This window comes from Paenibacillus sp. 37 (assembly GCF_008386395.1).
GTDB lineage: Bacteria > Bacillota > Bacilli > Paenibacillales > Paenibacillaceae > Paenibacillus > Paenibacillus amylolyticus_B.
In genome coordinates this window covers 5,575,584-5,593,056 of sequence record NZ_CP043761.1, presented here as the reverse complement: position 1 = coordinate 5,593,056, position 17,473 = coordinate 5,575,584, and the positions used below count along the sequence as shown (strand labels likewise).

The following is a 17,473-nucleotide window of genomic DNA, read 5'->3' as shown; positions in this document are numbered from 1 at the left end:
TTAAATACATCGGAACACGTTCATTTTATAGGGATTGGCGGATATGGCATGAGTGCCATCGCAAGAGTTATGTTGGAAATGGGATACACCGTTACCGGATCGGATGTCGCTTCACAGGAGTTGACCGAGAAGTTGGCAGCCAAGGGAGCGAAAATATATATCGGACATACGGCAGAGCACGTCACTGGAGCAGATCTGGTTGTCTACTCTACGGCAGCGCCTGCTGATAATGTGGAACGGGTAGCAGCTGCAGAGCTGAACATTCCGATTCTGCATCGTTCCCAGATGCTTGCACGTTTGTTGAACGAACGTAAAGGTGTGGCTGTAGCCGGAGCTCACGGTAAAACAACCACCTCATCCATGATTGCACTTGTTATGGATAAATGTGATACGGACCCGACATATATCATTGGCGGAGAAATCATGAATGTGGGTACCAACGCGAAGGCCGGTCAAGGCGACTGGGTAGTCGCTGAAGCGGACGAGAGCGATGGTTCGTTTTTGCAGTATCATCCATGGCTCGGTATTGTAACCAATATTGAGGCAGATCATTTAGAGAATTACAACAGTGATTTTGAGGAGCTCAAAAGGGCTTATGTGCAGTTCCTGAGCCAGATTCGTCCGGAAGGAACAGCGATTGTGTGTTCTGACGATGAGAATGTTCAAGCGATTTTGCCAGAACTCAAGTCACGGATTACAACCTATGGTATTGATCGTGCTGCAGATTATACGGCAACGGATATTGTATTGGGCGATCGCCGTATCTCCTTTACGATGAATCATCAGGGTGCTGCTATGGGCACGGTGGAATTATCGGTGCCGGGTAAGCATAACGTTTATAATGCGATGGCTACTGTAATTACCTGTCTGGAAGCAGGCATTCCATTTGAGAAGATTGTGGCAGCTATCATCCAGTTCCACGGAGCCAAACGCAGATTCCAGGTATTGGGCGAGGCGCGCGATATGCTGATCATCGATGATTATGCTCATCACCCAACTGAGATTGAAGCTACCATTAGTGCAGCCAAAGCAACGGGCAAACGTATTATCGCGGTATTCCAGCCACAGCGTTATACGCGTACGTTCTTCCTGCTGGATGCGTTCAGTCGTGCTTTTGCGGAAGCGGATGAAGTGCTTATTACGGATATCTATTCTCCTGCGGGCGAAAAACAGATCGAAGGGGTAACCTCAGCCAAACTGGTTGAACTGATTGTTCAAAACAGTAATGCTTCTGCACGTTACCTCCCTACAAAAGAAGAAGTTGTAGCTGATCTGCAGCATCGTTTGCAGCCAGGAGATCTTGTGATTACGATGGGTGCAGGTGATATTTGGAAAGTCGGCGATACACTTGCCAAAAGTTTGAAATAAATCAATTGAGAAAACGCCTGTCTTCGATACGAAGCAGGCGTTTTTTTGCGTTATATGGAATGTATTCTCCAGTCTCTGCATATAGCTGATATAAATGGGACAAAGGAGAGGGTACGGGTGAGCAATGCTAGAATGACGTTTCGCTTCGGGGATCATGAGTCGGACAAGCCTGAAAATAAGAGGAGTTCCGCGTCCAGTCCATTGGTGACGTTAAGTGAAGAGTTACCGCATAATCAACCGCTAACGCCTAAGCAGATGGATACAACCCCATCATGGACGCCTGAGGATATCCCCGGAGACTGGGGAGAGACGGTGCTGACAAGCTCTACTGTACCTGAACCTGACGAGCGGGTGAGCCCTGATTCGAACTTGAACTTGGATGAGGCTCATTATTTTGGAAAGCGTTCCGGTTACGGTTATGTTAGTCACACCGATAATCCGGAGGAAGAGCGTCATGATCTGTCCAATACCCATGATGATCAAGGCCACGACTGGCTTGTAGATTCGGAGAACTATTCCTATAAGCGCAATCGCCCTCCAAGGGGCTGGAAAATGATTGGTTCTGTCACTGGGGCACTTGTTACCGGAGCGCTTTTTGGCATGGTTATTCTTTCATTTTTTAATAAAGAAGGAGCCCTAAAGCCAGGCAATCTTCTTCCCGTCAATCAGGCAGTTTCCACTGTGACGGGTCAGGAGGGGGCAGCAGGTACAGAACAGCAGGTACAGACAGCGGCTACTGGCAGCACGTATTATGCACTTCAATACGGCGTGTTCAGTTCTCCTGAACGAGCTGAGCAGGCCAAGCTTGAGCTGGCTCAGGCTGGTATAGCCGCAGGGTCTGATCCTGAAGATGGCAATCGAGTATATGCAGGCATTTCGGCTGATCGTGAAGAGGCCAAGCTACTTAGCTCCAGGCTAAAAGCTCAGGGAGTCGAACTGTATGTCAAGGAGATCGTGAACCCTGAGATCAATCCGGCTATATTCGGTGGCAAGCAAGAGGATGTGCAGCTTTTCTTCACAAACAGTTCTGCACTGGTCGAACAATTGTCTACCTTGTCCATTCAGCAGTTGGGACAATCCGCACCGACAGCAGTCTCTGCAGAAACGATGACCGCGATTCAGAATAAGCACCAGTCGTGGTTAACCGGTTTGAATAGCCTCTCACCCGGCCTGACTGCGGAGGTACAACCTATTGTTGGTGGAATGGAGAAATCAATGAACGATGCAATAACGGCTATTGCAGAGTACAACAAGAACCCGGATGATGTGCACATGTGGTCTGTGCAGTCCGATCTGATGGAATATGTACTGCAGCAGAAAAAATGGCTTGAAGCGATAAAGCAGTAACATGCTCTTTCCCATAACAACGCTTGGAAATACCCATCCGGCAAGGAACTGGAAATAGTTCCCCTTGCCGGATTTGTGTTTGTATTGGCGTACAAAACCCCGTATAATAATGTGGGTGTCAAAAAATGGCGAGGGAAGATTACCGATGAAAAAAAACTTCGGCATGTTATTGCTGTTTCTGCTGCTCGGCTGGATGGCCGGAGCGTGGATCGCCAAGGCACTGCAGCCTGTAAAGGCAGTAGCCTTTCTTACGAAAGCCACGACCATACGTTGGTCGCCACAGGCTGATCTGGATATTATCAGTTATAATATTTCACTTCAATTTCAAATGAGCCTTCTGAGTCTGATCGGTATGATTGCCGCTGTGTGGCTGTATCGCAGACTGTAGGAGAATGACGAGTTATGACGAAAAAAATTAAACCAGTGACATCTATTATCGTGATCCGGACAGGATGTTGCCGTGGCATAAGGAGCCGTTCATTTTGGATAACACACAACAGCGCCCTATTATTCTGGCCTCCACATCGCCTCGGCGCAAAGAACTGATCGCATCACTCCATCTAGCGTTTGATGTAATACCAAGTCATGCCAATGAAGATACACCACCAGAGTGGACACCTGAACAGACGGTACAGGAACTTGCTTTGCGCAAGGCGCTTGCCGTGTATCGCGGGCTTGAAGGCCGCGAGCAGGAAGCCATTATTGTTGGTAGTGACACCGTTGTTGTTCTGGATGGTGAGATTCTAGGCAAACCCTTAGACGAAGCGGATGCTGAACGTATGTTATCAAGGCTGCAGGGCCGCGTACATCGGGTGTTCACGGGCGTCGCTTGTATTGATGCGGGCAATGGACAGTCGTTAGTTCATTACCGCCAGACCGATGTAACGATGAAAGAGCTGTCGGATGCGACCATCCGTGCTTATGTGCAGACAGGTGAGCCTTCAGATAAGGCAGGATCATATGCCATTCAGGGCATTGGTGCTTCACTGATCGACCGCATTGAAGGATGTTACTTTAATGTGGTTGGCTTGCCGCTATCTTTGTTAAGTGATATGTTGGACGGGTTCGGCGTACATGTGCTGCCACGAACATGAATGAAGCCAAATGTTGTGAAATGAAAAGAGGGAACATATGGAGTCGCCTCAATACATGATGCGCGACATCCCCCAGGAAGAACGCCCGAGAGAACGCATGATGGAATACGGGGCGGGCGCCTTAAGCCATGCTGAATTGCTGGCAATTTTACTTCGAACAGGCACAAGACAGGAATCCGCGGTGCATATGGCACAGCGGATTTTGGCCGAAGCGGGTGGCATTCGCTCGTTGATGGATTTGAGTTTGGAAGAACTGACCACGATGAAAGGGATTGGCAATGCCAAGGCTGTGCAATTGAAAGCTGGCATTGAGCTGGGTCATCGGATTGCCAAGAGCAGACTCATACAGTCGACTTCAATTCGTACACCGCGTGATGCAGCTGATATCCTGATGGAACAATTGCGTTACTTGCAAAAAGAACATTTTGTGTGTCTTTTTCTGAATAGCAAAAATCATATTATTGCCCAGGAAACACTCTCCATGGGCAGCCTTAACGCTTCGATTGTACATCCACGTGAAGTGTTCCGGGCTGCCATCAAATGCAGCAGCGCATCGATTGTGTGCGCACACAACCATCCGAGTGGTGATCCTACGCCCAGTCCGGAGGATATCCAAATAACCAAGAGACTGATTGAAGCAGGCGCTATTGTTGGCATTGACGTGCTTGATCATATTATTATCGGAGATGGAACGTACGTAAGTTTGAAGGAGAAGGGCTTAGTATAATATAATGGTTGGCGTTGATGTTTTCCTATGAATGTTAACGGCGTTGTCCGTAAAAGATAGGTTCACTTTACAAATGCAAAAAAACAAATGCGAATATTAGCTCCACGTATTGCGTGGGAATAAAATTATTACGCTCTGGATCAGAATGGAGCGGCTATATGAGGCAGAAAAGGAGATTATGTTATGTTTGGTGGTTTTACGAAAGATTTGGGTATTGACTTGGGGACAGCAAATACGTTGGTTTATGTACGAGGAAAAGGAATTGTGGTGCGAGAACCTTCGGTTGTCGCTATACGGACAGATACAAATAGCATTGAGGCAGTAGGTGAAGCCGCCAAAAAAATGATTGGACGTACACCAGGTAACATTCGTGCCATTCGTCCAATGAAAGATGGCGTTATTGCCGATTTCGATACAACGGCAACGATGATCAAATATTTCATCCGTGAGGCGCAGAAACAGCGCTCCATGTTCCAGCGTCATCCAAACGTGATGGTATGTGTACCATCCGGGATCACGGCAGTAGAACAACGTGCGGTTGAAGATGCAACCAAACAGGCTGGAGCACGTGAAGCCTATACGATTGAAGAGCCTTTTGCTGCTGCAATCGGTGCAGATCTGCCTGTATGGGAACCAACGGGTAGTATGGTTGTGGATATTGGTGGCGGTACAACGGAAGTGGCTGTTATCTCTCTTGGTGGTATTGTAACGAGCCGTTCGGTTCGTGTAGCAGGTGACGAGATGGATGAATCCGTTATCCAGTACATCAAACGACAATACAATCTGATGATCGGTGAGCGTACATCGGAGCAATTGAAGATGGACATCGGATCAGCTATGCCATTGGAACAAGTAGAAACGATGGAAATTCGTGGACGTGACCTTGTAACAGGTCTGCCGAAGACAATTACGATTACTTCGGACGAGATCAGTGAAGCGCTGGCTGATACTGTGAATGCAATTGTTGAAGCGGTAAAAGTAACACTGGAAAAATGCCCGCCTGAACTTGCTGCCGATATCATGGATCGGGGTATCGTTCTTACAGGTGGTGGGGCGTTGCTTCGCAACCTGGACAAGCTTCTCGCTGGTGAGACAGGAATGCCTGTCATCGTGGCTGAGAACCCGCTGGATTGTGTAGCGATCGGAACAGGTAAAGCGCTAGAGAATATTCATTTGTTCAAAAGCAGAAGCAGTTCGGCAGTTCGTTCCAAACGTTAATTGGTATTTGCCTAACTTGGCATAGCGACCAAGTGGTAAGATATCTTTATAGAGGACCCGGTTAACCCCGGGGATGAGCTATTACCCGCTTAACAGGGGAGGATCGGCTGATATTCTCGCAGGGACTTCAGGTCTGACAGTCTCCCCGCCGGGCATGGCTCGGAAGAGAATATGGATGTTAGAGGGTGTTCGAACTGTTTAAACTGCTAGGCAACAAAAGACTTTTTGTTTTGCTGGTGGGCCTTGTTACATTTATCGCGTTAATGGGCTTTACGCTCAGTCCGCGAACCACTCTATCCTGGCCGGAGAAATTCCTGAAGGATTCAGTTGGATTTGTACAATACGTATTTTACAAGCCCGCTTCCTATGTAGCGGGCTTTTTCAAAGATGTAGCGAACATGCGTACGGTATATGATGAGAATGAAGAGCTTCGCATCGCGATGGGTCACTATACCCGGGATCGGCTGAAGTACAATGATATGGAGCAAGTGAATGAGCAACTTCAGAAAGCGCTCAATTTCACCGAAGAACAGAAAAATCGATATAATTACGGTTCACGAATTGCTCAGGTTATCAGTGCCAATTCGGATCCAAATAGCAGAACCATTAACATTGACATCGGTGAAAATGCGGGAATTAAGCCGGGGATGGCCGTTACCTCCCAGGAAGGGCTGGTCGGCGTGATCAGTCATGTCAGCTCATATACATCAACGGTTAATCTGTTAACGTCCATGGATGCCAATGATCCGACATCCAATGCCATTGCAGCAACCGCAGTAGGTAAAGAGAAAGTGTTTGGTATGATTGAGAGCTACGATCCGAAGACGGGCATGCTCAAGATGACCAAAATTTCGGAGGATTCAAATATCAAAAAGGGTGATGAGATCATCTCTTCGGGAATCATCAATAACTTTCCCAAGTATATGCGGATTGGTGAAGTGGAAAAGGTTGAAGTTGGGGAGTACGGTTTAACGCGGACTGCGATTATCAAACCATACGCAAGCTTCCTTGATTGGAAAGAGCTGATTGTCATTATCCCGCCTGAGGTAAAAGAATAATGGTAACACGTAAGCAAGTTTTGTTCCTGTTACTATTCGTTTTATTCATTGCGGAAGGCACAATTTTGCCGCTGCTCATCCCTTCTGGCTGGCAGATGCGTATTTCTGCCAATCTGGTCTATATCGTCATTTTGTTTATCGCTGTATATCATCATCGACACACGGCACTAGTACTTGGTATATTTTTTGGACTATTGCATGACGTTGTATTCTACGGCGAGATGATTGGACCTTATGGATTCTCAATGGGATTATCGGCATATATGATGGGACTCATTTTTCAAGCACCACGTGCACCACTGCCGGTTATGGTATCGGTTGTCATTTTGGGAAGTCTGCTTAATGACACCATGCTATTTTTCCTGTACAAGCTCTTCCAACTTAACCACGTGACCTTTGACTGGGCGTTGATTGAATACATGATTCCTAATTTGTTCATTCATTTTGTGTTTGCCTTGATCATATATGTCCCGCTTCGGAAACAACTGGAGCGGATCGGCAAGAGACGGAGCAAGACAGAAGAAGCTTCCTAAATACATTTATGGAGCGCAAAGCAGGAACTTGGGGCCCCGGGCACGAAATGTAATGAGATGGGAGGGACAGGCTTATGACGGTAAAATCGAATCACGTAACGATTAAAGGCATCCGAGACGGCCTGGTTTTCCTGTTGGACGATCAATGTGAATTCGAGGAATTGCTCTATGAGCTCCGCTATAAGCTGGAACACAGCCATCAAAATATTTTGACCGGACCGATTGTTCATGTGGATATCAAGTTGGGTGCCCGCGAAGTGACAGAGGACCAGAAAGAAGCAATCCTCGATATATTGAAGCAAAAAGGGAATCTGCTTATTCGATCCATCGACTCACCTGCACTCCAACCGGAGGTTAAAGGACCACCGCCGATTGTAACCATGTGTGGTATGGTGCGTTCAGGTCAGGTGCTTCATCATGAAGGAAATCTCCTGTTTCTTGGGGATATCAATCCGGGGGGCACAGTGACGTGTACCGGAGATATATATGTGTTGGGTTCACTCAGAGGTATGGCTCATGCCGGAATTGGCGGGGACGAGGAAGCGATCATTGCCGCTTCGGTATTTGCACCGACGCAGCTACGGATTGCGGATATCATCAGTCGTCCTCCCGATGAATGGGAGAGCCGAGAGACCGGAATGGAATTTGCTTACTTACAGGACAATCAGATGCAGATAGACAAAATGAGCAATATCGTTCGGTTACGCCGAGATTTTAATGTGTTTAAAGGAGTGTAGCTCATGGGAGAGGCGATCGTGATCACTTCGGGTAAAGGCGGCGTGGGTAAAACAACCACCTCGGCAAACATCGGGACAGCGCTGGCGTTGCTCGGCAAAAAGGTTTGTCTGGTAGATACCGATATCGGCCTTCGTAATTTGGATGTCGTGATGGGACTCGAAAACCGTATTATTTACGATCTGTGCGACGTTGCGGACGGCCGCTGCCGTCTGAATCAGGCTTTGGTCAAAGACAAGCGTTTCGAAGAATTATACATGTTGCCTGCGGCGCAGACGAGAGACAAAAACTCAGTGTCGCCAGAACAGGTCAAGGATATTATCCTTGAATTGAAAAAAGATTTTGAATACGTTATTATTGATTGCCCAGCCGGCATAGAGCAGGGTTTCAAAAATGCGGTAGCAGGAGCAGATCAGGCCATCGTGGTCACTACACCGGAAAATGCTGCAGTACGTGATGCGGATCGTGTCATCGGCCTGCTGGAGAGTTCACACATTCAATCACCAAAGCTGGTGGTGAATCGAATTCGCAATAATATGGTAAAATCGGGTGACATGTTAGATATCGATGGTATTTTACAAGTACTTAATATTGACCTGATTGGCATCGTGCCTGATGATGAACTGGTCATCAAAGCTGCCAATTCAGGAGAACCTACGGTCATGAATCCGGATTCACTTGCGGCGATTGCGTATCGGAATATCGCACGACGCATTCTGGGAGATACGGTCCCATTGATGCAGCTGGAGCAGAAAAAGGGCGCTTTTACTCGTTTCAAAAAGTTCTTCGGAATGGGTTAACTCGTTAAACGAACTTATTCATAAAGCAATTACATGACAGCCGTGGCTTATAGCCCGGCTTTTTTTGTTACCTGCGGGCAGGCTTGTTCATATTATCAACCACCTCTTCATAGGATGTAGTAAACAAGCCTCGGCGGGAGGACATTTCATGAACACGAAACTCAGAATCAAGCAGAGACGAGAAGAACGCATTCGGCGACTGATGGATGGTGCCACTGTGGAGGTCTTACAGGAGCAAAAAGTAGGTTCGCTATTGGACAAGAATGAGATCATACACCCGAAACCATTTACGCCTAGTGAAGGTATACAGGAAAGAGATCCGGAATGGTTGTGGAAAAAAGAGAATGGTCATTTTGTTCCAGGGGGGCATTCGAGATTTAACCTGTTCAAGTCACTTCTCAAACGGACGGTCATTAGCGCTTTGATATTTGGCGGAGTATGGGGTCTATTTCAGTTGGATACATCGTGGACGACATCACCCAAAACAGTCATTGCGGATGCACTCCATCGGGATATGGATTTTGCCTCAGCAGCGGCTTGGTATGAACGGCATTTTGGAGGAACCCCTTCGTTTCTTCCGGTCCTCGGACATACGACGGATGCCGTGAACGGATTGAAAGTAAGGCAGTTACTGGGCAAACCGATCTCAGGCACAGTGGTTCAGCCATTCGCGCTGAGCATGAAGGGAATTGAGATCGTTCCGGATGCCGCAGGTGCAGAACGTATACAGGTCGAAAGTTCTGATGCTGGGCGTGTCATGGAGGTTATCGGCGATGCAGCAAGTGGATTCACAGTTGTCATCCAACATACAGGCAATGTCACGGCAATATATGGTCGGCTGAACGAAAGTGAAGTGAGCGTGAACGATTGGGTGGAAGCGGGGAATCCAGTGGGGAGTCTCAAGGCTACGGGTGGTGAACAACCGGCCACGCTCTATTTTGCAGTCAAAGAGGGCGAGGAGTACGTAGACCCGGCGGAAGTTGTTGCCCTTGATTAGGGTGTGGGGAGTCCGTATTACGTTTCATCCGTTTTTTGTAATTATCATGATGGCCTCCCTTCTGACTGGACATTTTATTGAACTTATTACGTTGTTTGCCATCGTATTCATTCATGAATGTGGACATGCTGCGGCGGCGGCACTTCTGGGCTATCGTGTCTTGTCGATCCAGATGCTCCCTTTTGGAGGAGTAGCGGTTATCGAAGATGGAGGTACGATCACGGCCTACCGGGAAATCATGATTGCTCTGGCTGGTCCATTACAAAACATGCTGATGGTTGGCGTGGTTATGCTGTTGCAGTATGGCAATCTGGGTGATCCGGTATTTCTAAACTATATCATTCAGGGGAATCTGCTCATTGCTCTCTTTAATCTGCTGCCTGTACTTCCTCTGGACGGAGGTAAAATTGTTCAGGCACTTGTCAGTCTGTGGGCACCCTACTATACAACATTAATGTGGACTTACAGAATTAGCATTCTGTGTAGCGTAGGGGTGATTTTATATGCGATCAGCCGATGGTTTACTGGAGACTACGGCCTACCGCTCAACATTCTGTTAATCGGCCTTTTTTTGTTCTATTCCAACGTAACGGATTACCGAAATGTGCCCTATCGCTTTATTCGTTTTCTTATGAATCGAGAGGGTGCGTTTGCTCGTCACGCGGCTACTGGCAGTTTGGCGCAGCCAATAATCTCATTCCCGGCGAAACCTTTGGACACTATTTTGCGTCTATTAAAGAGAGAAAGATACCATATGGTATACGTGATGAACAGACAGGGTCGAATTATGGCTGTATTGCCTGAGCAACGGATTATCGGTTCCTATTTTCAACAAAATGGTGATAAATTGTAGTGTTCTGGTGGACCTGTTCTGAAATGGGTTAATATATGTACAATGAGAATTGAAAAGATACTGAAATGGATGTGGATGATTTGAATTGTCTTCTAGAGGTGAAGCCATGAAACAAATGGTAGTACATAATGAACATAACCTCATGCAAATGGCGCTTCTGGAAGAAGGCAAAGCTGTGGAATTTACGGCAGAACGTACACGCGATCGTGGACTGCTGGGTTCCTTTTTCAAGGGACGGGTCGTGAATGTGTTACCAGGTATGCAAGCTGCTTTTGTGGATATTGGTCAGAAAAAGAATGCGTTCCTTTATGTGGACGATGTGTTGCATCCCCATCTGGAGAAACAGCCCAAGGTGAAGCCTTCCATCTCGGAGTTGCTTCGTCCGGGTCAGGAAGTCATTGTTCAGGTTCTGAAAGAACCGGTAGGAGGCAAGGGAGCCCGGGTGACGACTCATTATTCACTCCCGGGCCGTTGGCTTGTCTACATGCCTGTTGCTGACTATGTAGCGGTATCCAAGAAAATTGCCCGTGAAGGGGATCGTTCCCGTCTTAAGGCACTTGGGGAGCAACTGAGGCGGGATGAAGAAGGACTCATTATTCGGACCGTATCTGGAGAAGAACAGCATGAGGCCATTAAGTCGGACTTGGAAACATTACGCGCGCAGTGGTATCTGATTCGTGAAAAAGCAGACAGTTTGCCTTCACCAAGCCTCTTGCATCGGGATCATAGCATGGTACAGCGAATCATCAGAGATGTGTATACGCCAGGGAGTGACGAAGTCATCACTGATAGTGAGGGACAAGCCCGTGAAGTAAAAGCATTGCTCGAAGAGATTAGTCCTGGTCATCAACCCAAAGTACAGGTGTATCGGGGAACAGAATCCATCTTTGCTGCCTATGGTGTGCAGGAACAGTTGAATAAGGATTTTGCCCGGAAGGTGTGGTTGCCCGGAGGCGGATACATTGTTATTGATCATACCGAAGCTCTGACTGTAGTGGATGTGAACACGGGTAAATATACGGGAGCTGGCGGTGACAGTCTGGAAGAGACCGTGACAGAGACCAACATACAGGCAGCAGTGGAGATTGCCCGTCTAATGCGCCTGCGTGATATCGGTGGCATGATTATTGTCGACTTCATTGATATGGAGGAAGCCTCAAATCGGCATGAAGTAGCGGCAACCTTGGAGGGTGAGCTCAAGAAGGATCGGACCAAAGCGTTTGTAATGGGTTGGACAAAGCTGGGCTTGCTCGAACTTACCCGTAAGAAAGTGCGGGAAGAAAGTACGCTACCCTATGTGGAGCCGTGTTCTTCCTGCCATGGTACGGGAAAAAGATATATTTCACCTTTTCATTGATTTTTGATATATTGCGTGATATAATCTTCAAGTATGTGTTTAGCCTAATGGTCTTGCACATGCTGTAACCGCACTGGCCGGGTATAAGAACAGTTCCGCAAGGACACTGTCACCTGAGAACGGGCGAGTCTGAGACATGAGGAGGTGCAAGGCAAATGTACGCAATTATTGAAACAGGCGGCAAACAGTACAAAGTCCAAGAGGGCGATGTTCTGTTCATCGAGAAATTGACTGCGAACGATGGCGAAAGCGTAACGTTCGACCGTGTCCTGGCTGTATCTAACGATCAAGGTTTGACAGCAGGTACACCATTGATTTCCGGAGCTACTGTAACGGCTAAAGTGGAGAAACATGGCAAAGGACAAAAGGTTATCGTATACAAATACAAACCTAAAAAGAACTACCATGTGAAGCAAGGTCACCGTCAACCGTACACTAAAGTAACTATCGAAACAATCAAAGCGTAAAGAAGGTGCGATAAGTGATTATCGTTCAAATCTTTCGTGATGAGGACGGGAACATCGAACGTTTTTCCATTGAAGGGCATGCTAATTTTGCCAAGCGGGGAGAAGACATCGTATGTGCCGGGGTATCCGCTGTTACAGTGGGTACGGTGAACTCGATTGAAACATTGACCGGTGTCGAAATGGATGCCAAGATGAAGAATGGCTTTTTAAGCGGTTCTTTACCTTTGTTAGAGAGAGGGGAAACCTGGTCCCAGGTACAATTGTTACTCGAATCCATGGTAGTTATGCTCTCTAATATTGCAGAGTCATACGGGAAGTATATTAAAATACAGCAATTCAAATAAGCAAAGAAGGAGGACAACCAATCATGTTGAAATTAAATCTTCAGTTATTCGCATCGAAAAAAGGTGTAGGTTCCACGAAGAACGGACGTGACAGTAATGCTCAACGTCTGGGTGTTAAACGTGCTGATGGTCAAACTGTAACTGGTGGTAGCATTCTCGTTCGCCAACGCGGAACGAAAATTCACCCGGGAACTAACGTTGGCATCGGTAAAGATGACACTTTGTTCGCGAAAATCGACGGCGTTGTAAAATTCGAACGTTGGGGACGCGATCGCAAAAAAGTAAGCATCTACCCTGTTAATGTTGCTCCTGTAGCAGCAGCAGTAGAAGCGTAATATCGGCATTCCGCCTAAGGAGCCTTCGGCATTTTTGCCGAAGGTTTTTTGTATTCAACGGTTATTCGATAATGAACTGGCAGAAAAGACATGTTATACTTGGTTACGGTGGGTGTAGACCAACCGAGTTTTGTAGAACGGGGAGAAGCCATGAAATCTTGGAAAAGAGTGCCGTGGATTGCGGCATGTTCACTTCTGATTCCTTTGGTTTTCGTTATGTTGTATCCGGCGATAATCTCAAGCGCCGTGTGCGCATTGTGGTCCGTCGCAGTATTGCTCATTTCTGTGAATGCGATGAAGAAACAGGCGGAGGCGGAACGCAGAGCCATCATACAATCCATGGAAAAAACAGCAATTGCTTCATTAAATCATCATCGACACGACTGGATGAACGACCTTCAGGTGTTATATGGATATCTTCGGCTGGGCAAACTTGATAAATCCTTGCAATGTGTGGAAAGAATAAAAGAGCGGGTTACAGAAGAAAGCCGAATCTCCAGATTAGGTATTCCTTCCCTCGTATTTTATCTTCAGTCTTTTCGCGCCAGTGGAATTGCGCTGGACTTGCATGTGGAAATAGAAGATGAGTTGCAGCTTAGTGCTCTGGTCTCTCCCGAGGATGGCGAGTCACTTACCGGGGCGATTGCGGATGCAATCAGGGCCTATCAATATGGCGGCGGCCGGTCTTCTTGGGGAGAGGTTCGCAAACTGACCTTGAACTTCGGACAGGATCATGGAGATGTGGTTGTCCGACTGGACGGGGATCAAACACCCGATCCGGAAACACTACGGCAGCTTACTGCCGTACTCAAAGGAAAAAAAGTCAGAACGGAGCAGTTTCCGTCTGAGGATACGTTTATACAATTCAGAATGCCGTGTGGAATATAGGAAGAAGGGGTTAACCAATGTTTGTAGATAAAGCGAAGATTTATGTAAAAGCCGGAGACGGAGGGGACGGAATAATTTCGTTCCGTCGTGAGAAGTATGTACCAAACGGCGGACCTGCCGGGGGCGATGGAGGCAGAGGAGCTGACATCATTTTCCGCGTGGATGAAGGTTTGCGTACGTTGATGGATTTCCGTTACCAGCGTCACTTCAAAGCCCCACGTGGTGAGAAGGGACGTAATAAAAGTCAGCATGGTGCAAACGCGGAGAACATGATTGTGCGCATTCCACCAGGAACTATCATTTTGGATGAAGACAGTGGAGAAGTACTGGCGGATATGACACGTCACGGTCAACAGGTTGTCATTGCACGTGGTGGACGGGGCGGACGGGGTAACATCCGATTTGCTACACCGAACAATCCTGCACCTGAACTTGCTGAGAACGGTGAAGAAGGACAAGAGCGTTACATCGTACTCGAACTGAAAGTTATGGCAGATGTTGGTCTGGTTGGTTTCCCGAGTGTCGGGAAATCCACATTGCTTTCTGTCGTTTCGTCAGCCAAGCCAAAGATCGGTGCATACCATTTCACAACCATTACACCGAATCTGGGTGTAGTCGGTGTAGGAGAAGGCCGAAGCTTCGTCATGGCCGATTTGCCTGGACTGATTGAAGGTGCGCATGAAGGGGTTGGACTGGGACATGAGTTCTTACGTCATGTCGAGCGTACTCGTATTATTGTTCATGTCGTAGATATGTCGGGTTCGGAAGGACGCGATCCTTTTGAAGACTGGCAGAAAATCAATGACGAATTGAAGTTGTACAATCCGCTTCTCGCCGAGAGAACGCAAATTGTAGCAGCTAACAAGATGGATATGCCAGACTCTGAAGCGAACCTGGAGCAATTTTTACAGCAAGTTCGTGAAGTTCAACCTGATATTGAAGTGATGCCAATTTCATCCTTGACCCGGAAAGGGATTCAAGAACTTCTGTATCGTGCAGCTGATCTGCTGGATCAGGTTCCAGACGAGCGAGTGGTTGAAGAGGTAGCAGATGTATCTGAACGTAAAGTATACAGTCTGGACAAAAAAGAAGACGATGGTTTCAAAATTGTGCGTGAGAACGAAATGTTCGTTGTCGAAAGTGCCAAGATTGACCGCATGATGAAACGGATGCAATTGAACTCACATGAAGCCATACTGAAACTCGCACGTACACTGCGTTATATGGGTGTCGACGCTGAGTTGCGTAAGCGCGGAGCTGTAGAAGGTACCATCGTGCGTATTGGAGACTTTGAATTCGAATTCGTGGAAGGCAGCAGTTACTACTAAGTAGCCGTCTTCCGTGGAGAGACAGATCGATATAGGAACGCAGAGAAGTGGGAAGTTGACCCGCAACTCTGCGTTTTTTTGTTTTTTCCTGACATGGGAGAGGGATAAACTTGTATACTGTGAGGAACGTATTTCAAAAAATAGGCGTGTCATGTATTGCCCTTTTGTCATAGATCCTATATAATGTCCACTATATGAATACATGAGTCTTTGAGGAGAGGACGTTCTGTGAACGAACGCTATTACTTAGTACGGGAAGATATCTTACCAGAGGCAGTGGTGAAGACCATGCAGGTAAAAGAACTACTTGCTTCTGGTGATGTTAAAACAGTGCATGAGGCGGTTGAACAGGTCGGATTAAGCCGGAGTGCCTTTTACAAGTACAAAGATGGAATTCATCTGATCAACCAGCTTGAGCGCGAGAGAATTGTAACGATCTCCATTGATCTGGAGCATCAGTCGGGTATTTTGTCTCGTGTGCTTGGACATGTAGCTGGTTATGGAGCTAATGTACTCACGATTAATCAGAGTATCCCGCTTCAAGGAAGAGCCAATGTTGTCATTTCGGTGGAAACAACACATCTTCATGGCGAAATTGGTGAAATGCTGGATCGAATGCAAGATATGCCTGGAGTAAGACGTACACGTATTGTAGGCCAAGGGTAATTAGGCTTTAACATACAGGACTGACGGACAAGAATAGACATTAGGGGGTAGATCGTTAGTGAAACCAGTAAAAGTCGGATTGTTGGGTCTGGGAACTGTCGGAACGGGAGTCGTTCGCATTGTGGAAGGGAATCAGGAGGATCTGAGCAGTCAGGTTGGATCGCCGATTGTCATCGAGAAGATCGCAGTGAAAAATACAGAGAAAGAACGTGTTATTGCTGTAGACCGTGCCAAGCTTACGGAAGATCCTTGGGAAGTCATTCGGCATCCGGATATTGATGTCATCGTTGAAGTCATGGGCGGCATTGATCAGACGAAGGAGTATATTCTTGAAGCGTTGGAACGTGGGAAACATATCGTAACAGCAAACAAAGATCTCATGGCACTGCATGGTACAGAGATTTTGGCGAAGGCACAGGAAAAACAATGTGACGTGTTCTATGAGGCGAGTGTTGCTGGAGGGATTCCGATCATTCGTACGCTGATTGAAGGTTTCTCTTCTGATCGGATTACCCGCATTATGGGGATTGTGAACGGAACAACGAACTTTATTCTGACCAAAATGAGTCAGGAAGGTGCATCCTATGAAGAAGTACTGGCTGAAGCACAGGCTCTGGGATATGCCGAATCGGATCCAACTTCCGATGTGGAGGGACTTGACGCAGCTCGCAAAATGGCGATTTTGAGTACACTCGGTTTCCGCACCAATGTGGAGCTGAAGGATGTAACTGTTAAAGGAATATCCTCCGTAACTCGAGAAGACATTATGTATGCCAAAAGATTGGGCTATGAGATGAAGTTACTTGGTATTGCGGACCGTATTGGCGATGAGATCACGATCAGCGTTCAGCCGACAATGGTTAGACAGAATCACCCGATTGCTTCAGTCAACGGTGTGTTCAACGCAGTATATGTACACGGTGAAGCTGTAGGGGAGACGATGTTCTACGGTGCGGGTGCGGGAGAACTCCCAACGGCAACTTCGGTTGTAGCTGACATTGTGGCGGTTACCAAAAACCTTAAACTTGGCGTGAACGGTCTCAAAGCAATTGTGCCTTATAAGATTAAGCGACTGCAAAGCGACGAGCAGATCGTGTCAAAAAACTTTATTTTACTACACGTAGACGATAAAGCCGGTGTATTGGCACAGATCACACAAATTTTCGCAGAGTATGATGTCAGTCTGGCGTCGGTTGTTCAACAGCCGAATGAGCACAACCCGGATGCCGAGATCATTATCGTTACACATAATGCAAGTAAGGCAAGCATGGATAAAGTGTTAAAACATTTTGAATCACTCAGCGTCATTCGCCGCATTAAGAGTGTCTACCGGGTCGAAGGGTAATTGTCCATATCCC

At 47.1% G+C, this 17,473-nt stretch carries 20 protein-coding genes and 1 other annotated feature; all 20 genes read left to right on the top strand.

The window, feature by feature from the left end; translation table 11 throughout:
• The first annotated feature begins 48 nt into the window (after positions 1 to 48).
• The 20 genes from murC to F0220_RS23870 all read left to right on the top strand — a co-directional run bounded on the left by murC (position 49) and on the right by F0220_RS23870 (position 17,460).
• Positions 49 to 1,368: a UDP-N-acetylmuramate--L-alanine ligase gene (murC, locus tag F0220_RS23965; protein WP_244661167.1), complete on the top strand. Its 1,320-nt coding sequence runs from the start codon at positions 49 to 51 to the stop codon at positions 1,366 to 1,368.
• Between the two features lie 117 nt (positions 1,369 to 1,485).
• Positions 1,486 to 2,715: an SPOR domain-containing protein gene (locus F0220_RS23960; RefSeq protein ID WP_181155546.1), complete on the top strand. Its 1,230-nt coding sequence runs from the start codon at positions 1,486 to 1,488 to the stop codon at positions 2,713 to 2,715.
• Positions 2,716 to 2,860: 145 nt separating this feature from the next.
• A complete protein-coding gene (locus F0220_RS23955; RefSeq protein ID WP_036605903.1) occupies positions 2,861 to 3,103 on the top strand; it encodes a DUF4321 domain-containing protein in 243 nt (80 codons plus the stop codon).
• Between the two features lie 94 nt (positions 3,104 to 3,197).
• A complete protein-coding gene (locus tag F0220_RS23950; RefSeq protein WP_036673538.1) occupies positions 3,198 to 3,809 on the top strand; it encodes a Maf family protein in 612 nt (203 codons plus the stop codon).
• A 37-nt stretch (positions 3,810 to 3,846) separates the two neighbouring features.
• Positions 3,847 to 4,536 (top strand): RadC family protein, encoded by a 690-nt coding sequence (gene radC, locus F0220_RS23945; RefSeq protein ID WP_091011896.1) that lies wholly within the window; start codon positions 3,847 to 3,849, stop codon positions 4,534 to 4,536.
• Positions 4,537 to 4,719: 183 nt separating this feature from the next.
• Positions 4,720 to 5,754: a rod shape-determining protein gene (locus F0220_RS23940; protein WP_017692612.1), complete on the top strand. Its 1,035-nt coding sequence runs from the start codon at positions 4,720 to 4,722 to the stop codon at positions 5,752 to 5,754.
• A 185-nt stretch (positions 5,755 to 5,939) separates the two neighbouring features.
• The gene (mreC, locus tag F0220_RS23935; RefSeq protein WP_091011898.1) at positions 5,940 to 6,812 is read left to right on the top strand and encodes a rod shape-determining protein MreC; all 873 of its coding nucleotides are present in this window, start codon (positions 5,940 to 5,942) and stop codon (positions 6,810 to 6,812) included.
• Positions 6,812 to 7,345, top strand: a complete 534-nt coding sequence (gene mreD / locus F0220_RS23930; RefSeq protein WP_036605906.1) for a rod shape-determining protein MreD — start codon at positions 6,812 to 6,814, stop codon at positions 7,343 to 7,345. Before mreC ends, mreD begins: the two co-directional genes overlap by 1 nt.
• 74 nt (positions 7,346 to 7,419) lie before the next feature.
• Positions 7,420 to 8,082 (top strand): septum site-determining protein MinC, encoded by a 663-nt coding sequence (minC, locus tag F0220_RS23925; RefSeq protein ID WP_017692615.1) that lies wholly within the window; start codon positions 7,420 to 7,422, stop codon positions 8,080 to 8,082.
• Positions 8,083 to 8,085: 3 nt separating this feature from the next.
• A complete protein-coding gene (minD, locus tag F0220_RS23920) occupies positions 8,086 to 8,880 on the top strand; it encodes a septum site-determining protein MinD (RefSeq protein WP_053783092.1) in 795 nt (264 codons plus the stop codon).
• Between the two features lie 148 nt (positions 8,881 to 9,028).
• Positions 9,029 to 9,877, top strand: a complete 849-nt coding sequence (locus F0220_RS23915; RefSeq protein WP_105601124.1) for a M23 family metallopeptidase — start codon at positions 9,029 to 9,031, stop codon at positions 9,875 to 9,877.
• The gene (locus F0220_RS23910) at positions 9,870 to 10,730 is read left to right on the top strand and encodes a M50 family metallopeptidase (RefSeq protein WP_091011902.1); all 861 of its coding nucleotides are present in this window, start codon (positions 9,870 to 9,872) and stop codon (positions 10,728 to 10,730) included. Before F0220_RS23915 ends, F0220_RS23910 begins: the two co-directional genes overlap by 8 nt.
• A gap of 106 nt (positions 10,731 to 10,836) precedes the next feature.
• Positions 10,837 to 12,087, top strand: a complete 1,251-nt coding sequence (locus tag F0220_RS23905; RefSeq protein WP_105601123.1) for an Rne/Rng family ribonuclease — start codon at positions 10,837 to 10,839, stop codon at positions 12,085 to 12,087.
• 56 nt (positions 12,088 to 12,143) lie between these two features.
• Positions 12,144 to 12,228 (top strand) — a sequence feature (ribosomal protein L21 leader region).
• 14 nt (positions 12,229 to 12,242) lie between these two features.
• Positions 12,243 to 12,554: a 50S ribosomal protein L21 gene (rplU, locus tag F0220_RS23900; RefSeq protein ID WP_017692620.1), complete on the top strand. Its 312-nt coding sequence runs from the start codon at positions 12,243 to 12,245 to the stop codon at positions 12,552 to 12,554.
• Positions 12,555 to 12,568: 14 nt separating this feature from the next.
• Entirely contained in the window at positions 12,569 to 12,898 is a 330-nt protein-coding gene (locus F0220_RS23895) for a ribosomal-processing cysteine protease Prp (protein ID WP_036605912.1), read from the top strand.
• A gap of 23 nt (positions 12,899 to 12,921) precedes the next feature.
• The gene (gene rpmA / locus F0220_RS23890; RefSeq protein ID WP_017692622.1) at positions 12,922 to 13,233 is read left to right on the top strand and encodes a 50S ribosomal protein L27; all 312 of its coding nucleotides are present in this window, start codon (positions 12,922 to 12,924) and stop codon (positions 13,231 to 13,233) included.
• Between the two features lie 90 nt (positions 13,234 to 13,323).
• The gene (locus F0220_RS23885; RefSeq protein WP_223199765.1) at positions 13,324 to 14,121 is read left to right on the top strand and encodes a Spo0B domain-containing protein; all 798 of its coding nucleotides are present in this window, start codon (positions 13,324 to 13,326) and stop codon (positions 14,119 to 14,121) included.
• Positions 14,122 to 14,138: 17 nt separating this feature from the next.
• The gene (gene obgE / locus F0220_RS23880; RefSeq protein ID WP_076216952.1) at positions 14,139 to 15,449 is read left to right on the top strand and encodes a GTPase ObgE; all 1,311 of its coding nucleotides are present in this window, start codon (positions 14,139 to 14,141) and stop codon (positions 15,447 to 15,449) included.
• A 228-nt stretch (positions 15,450 to 15,677) separates the two neighbouring features.
• Entirely contained in the window at positions 15,678 to 16,115 is a 438-nt protein-coding gene (locus tag F0220_RS23875; protein ID WP_017692625.1) for an ACT domain-containing protein, read from the top strand.
• A gap of 58 nt (positions 16,116 to 16,173) precedes the next feature.
• A complete protein-coding gene (locus tag F0220_RS23870; RefSeq protein WP_017692626.1) occupies positions 16,174 to 17,460 on the top strand; it encodes a homoserine dehydrogenase in 1,287 nt (428 codons plus the stop codon).
• The last annotated feature ends 13 nt before the right edge of the window (positions 17,461 to 17,473 follow it).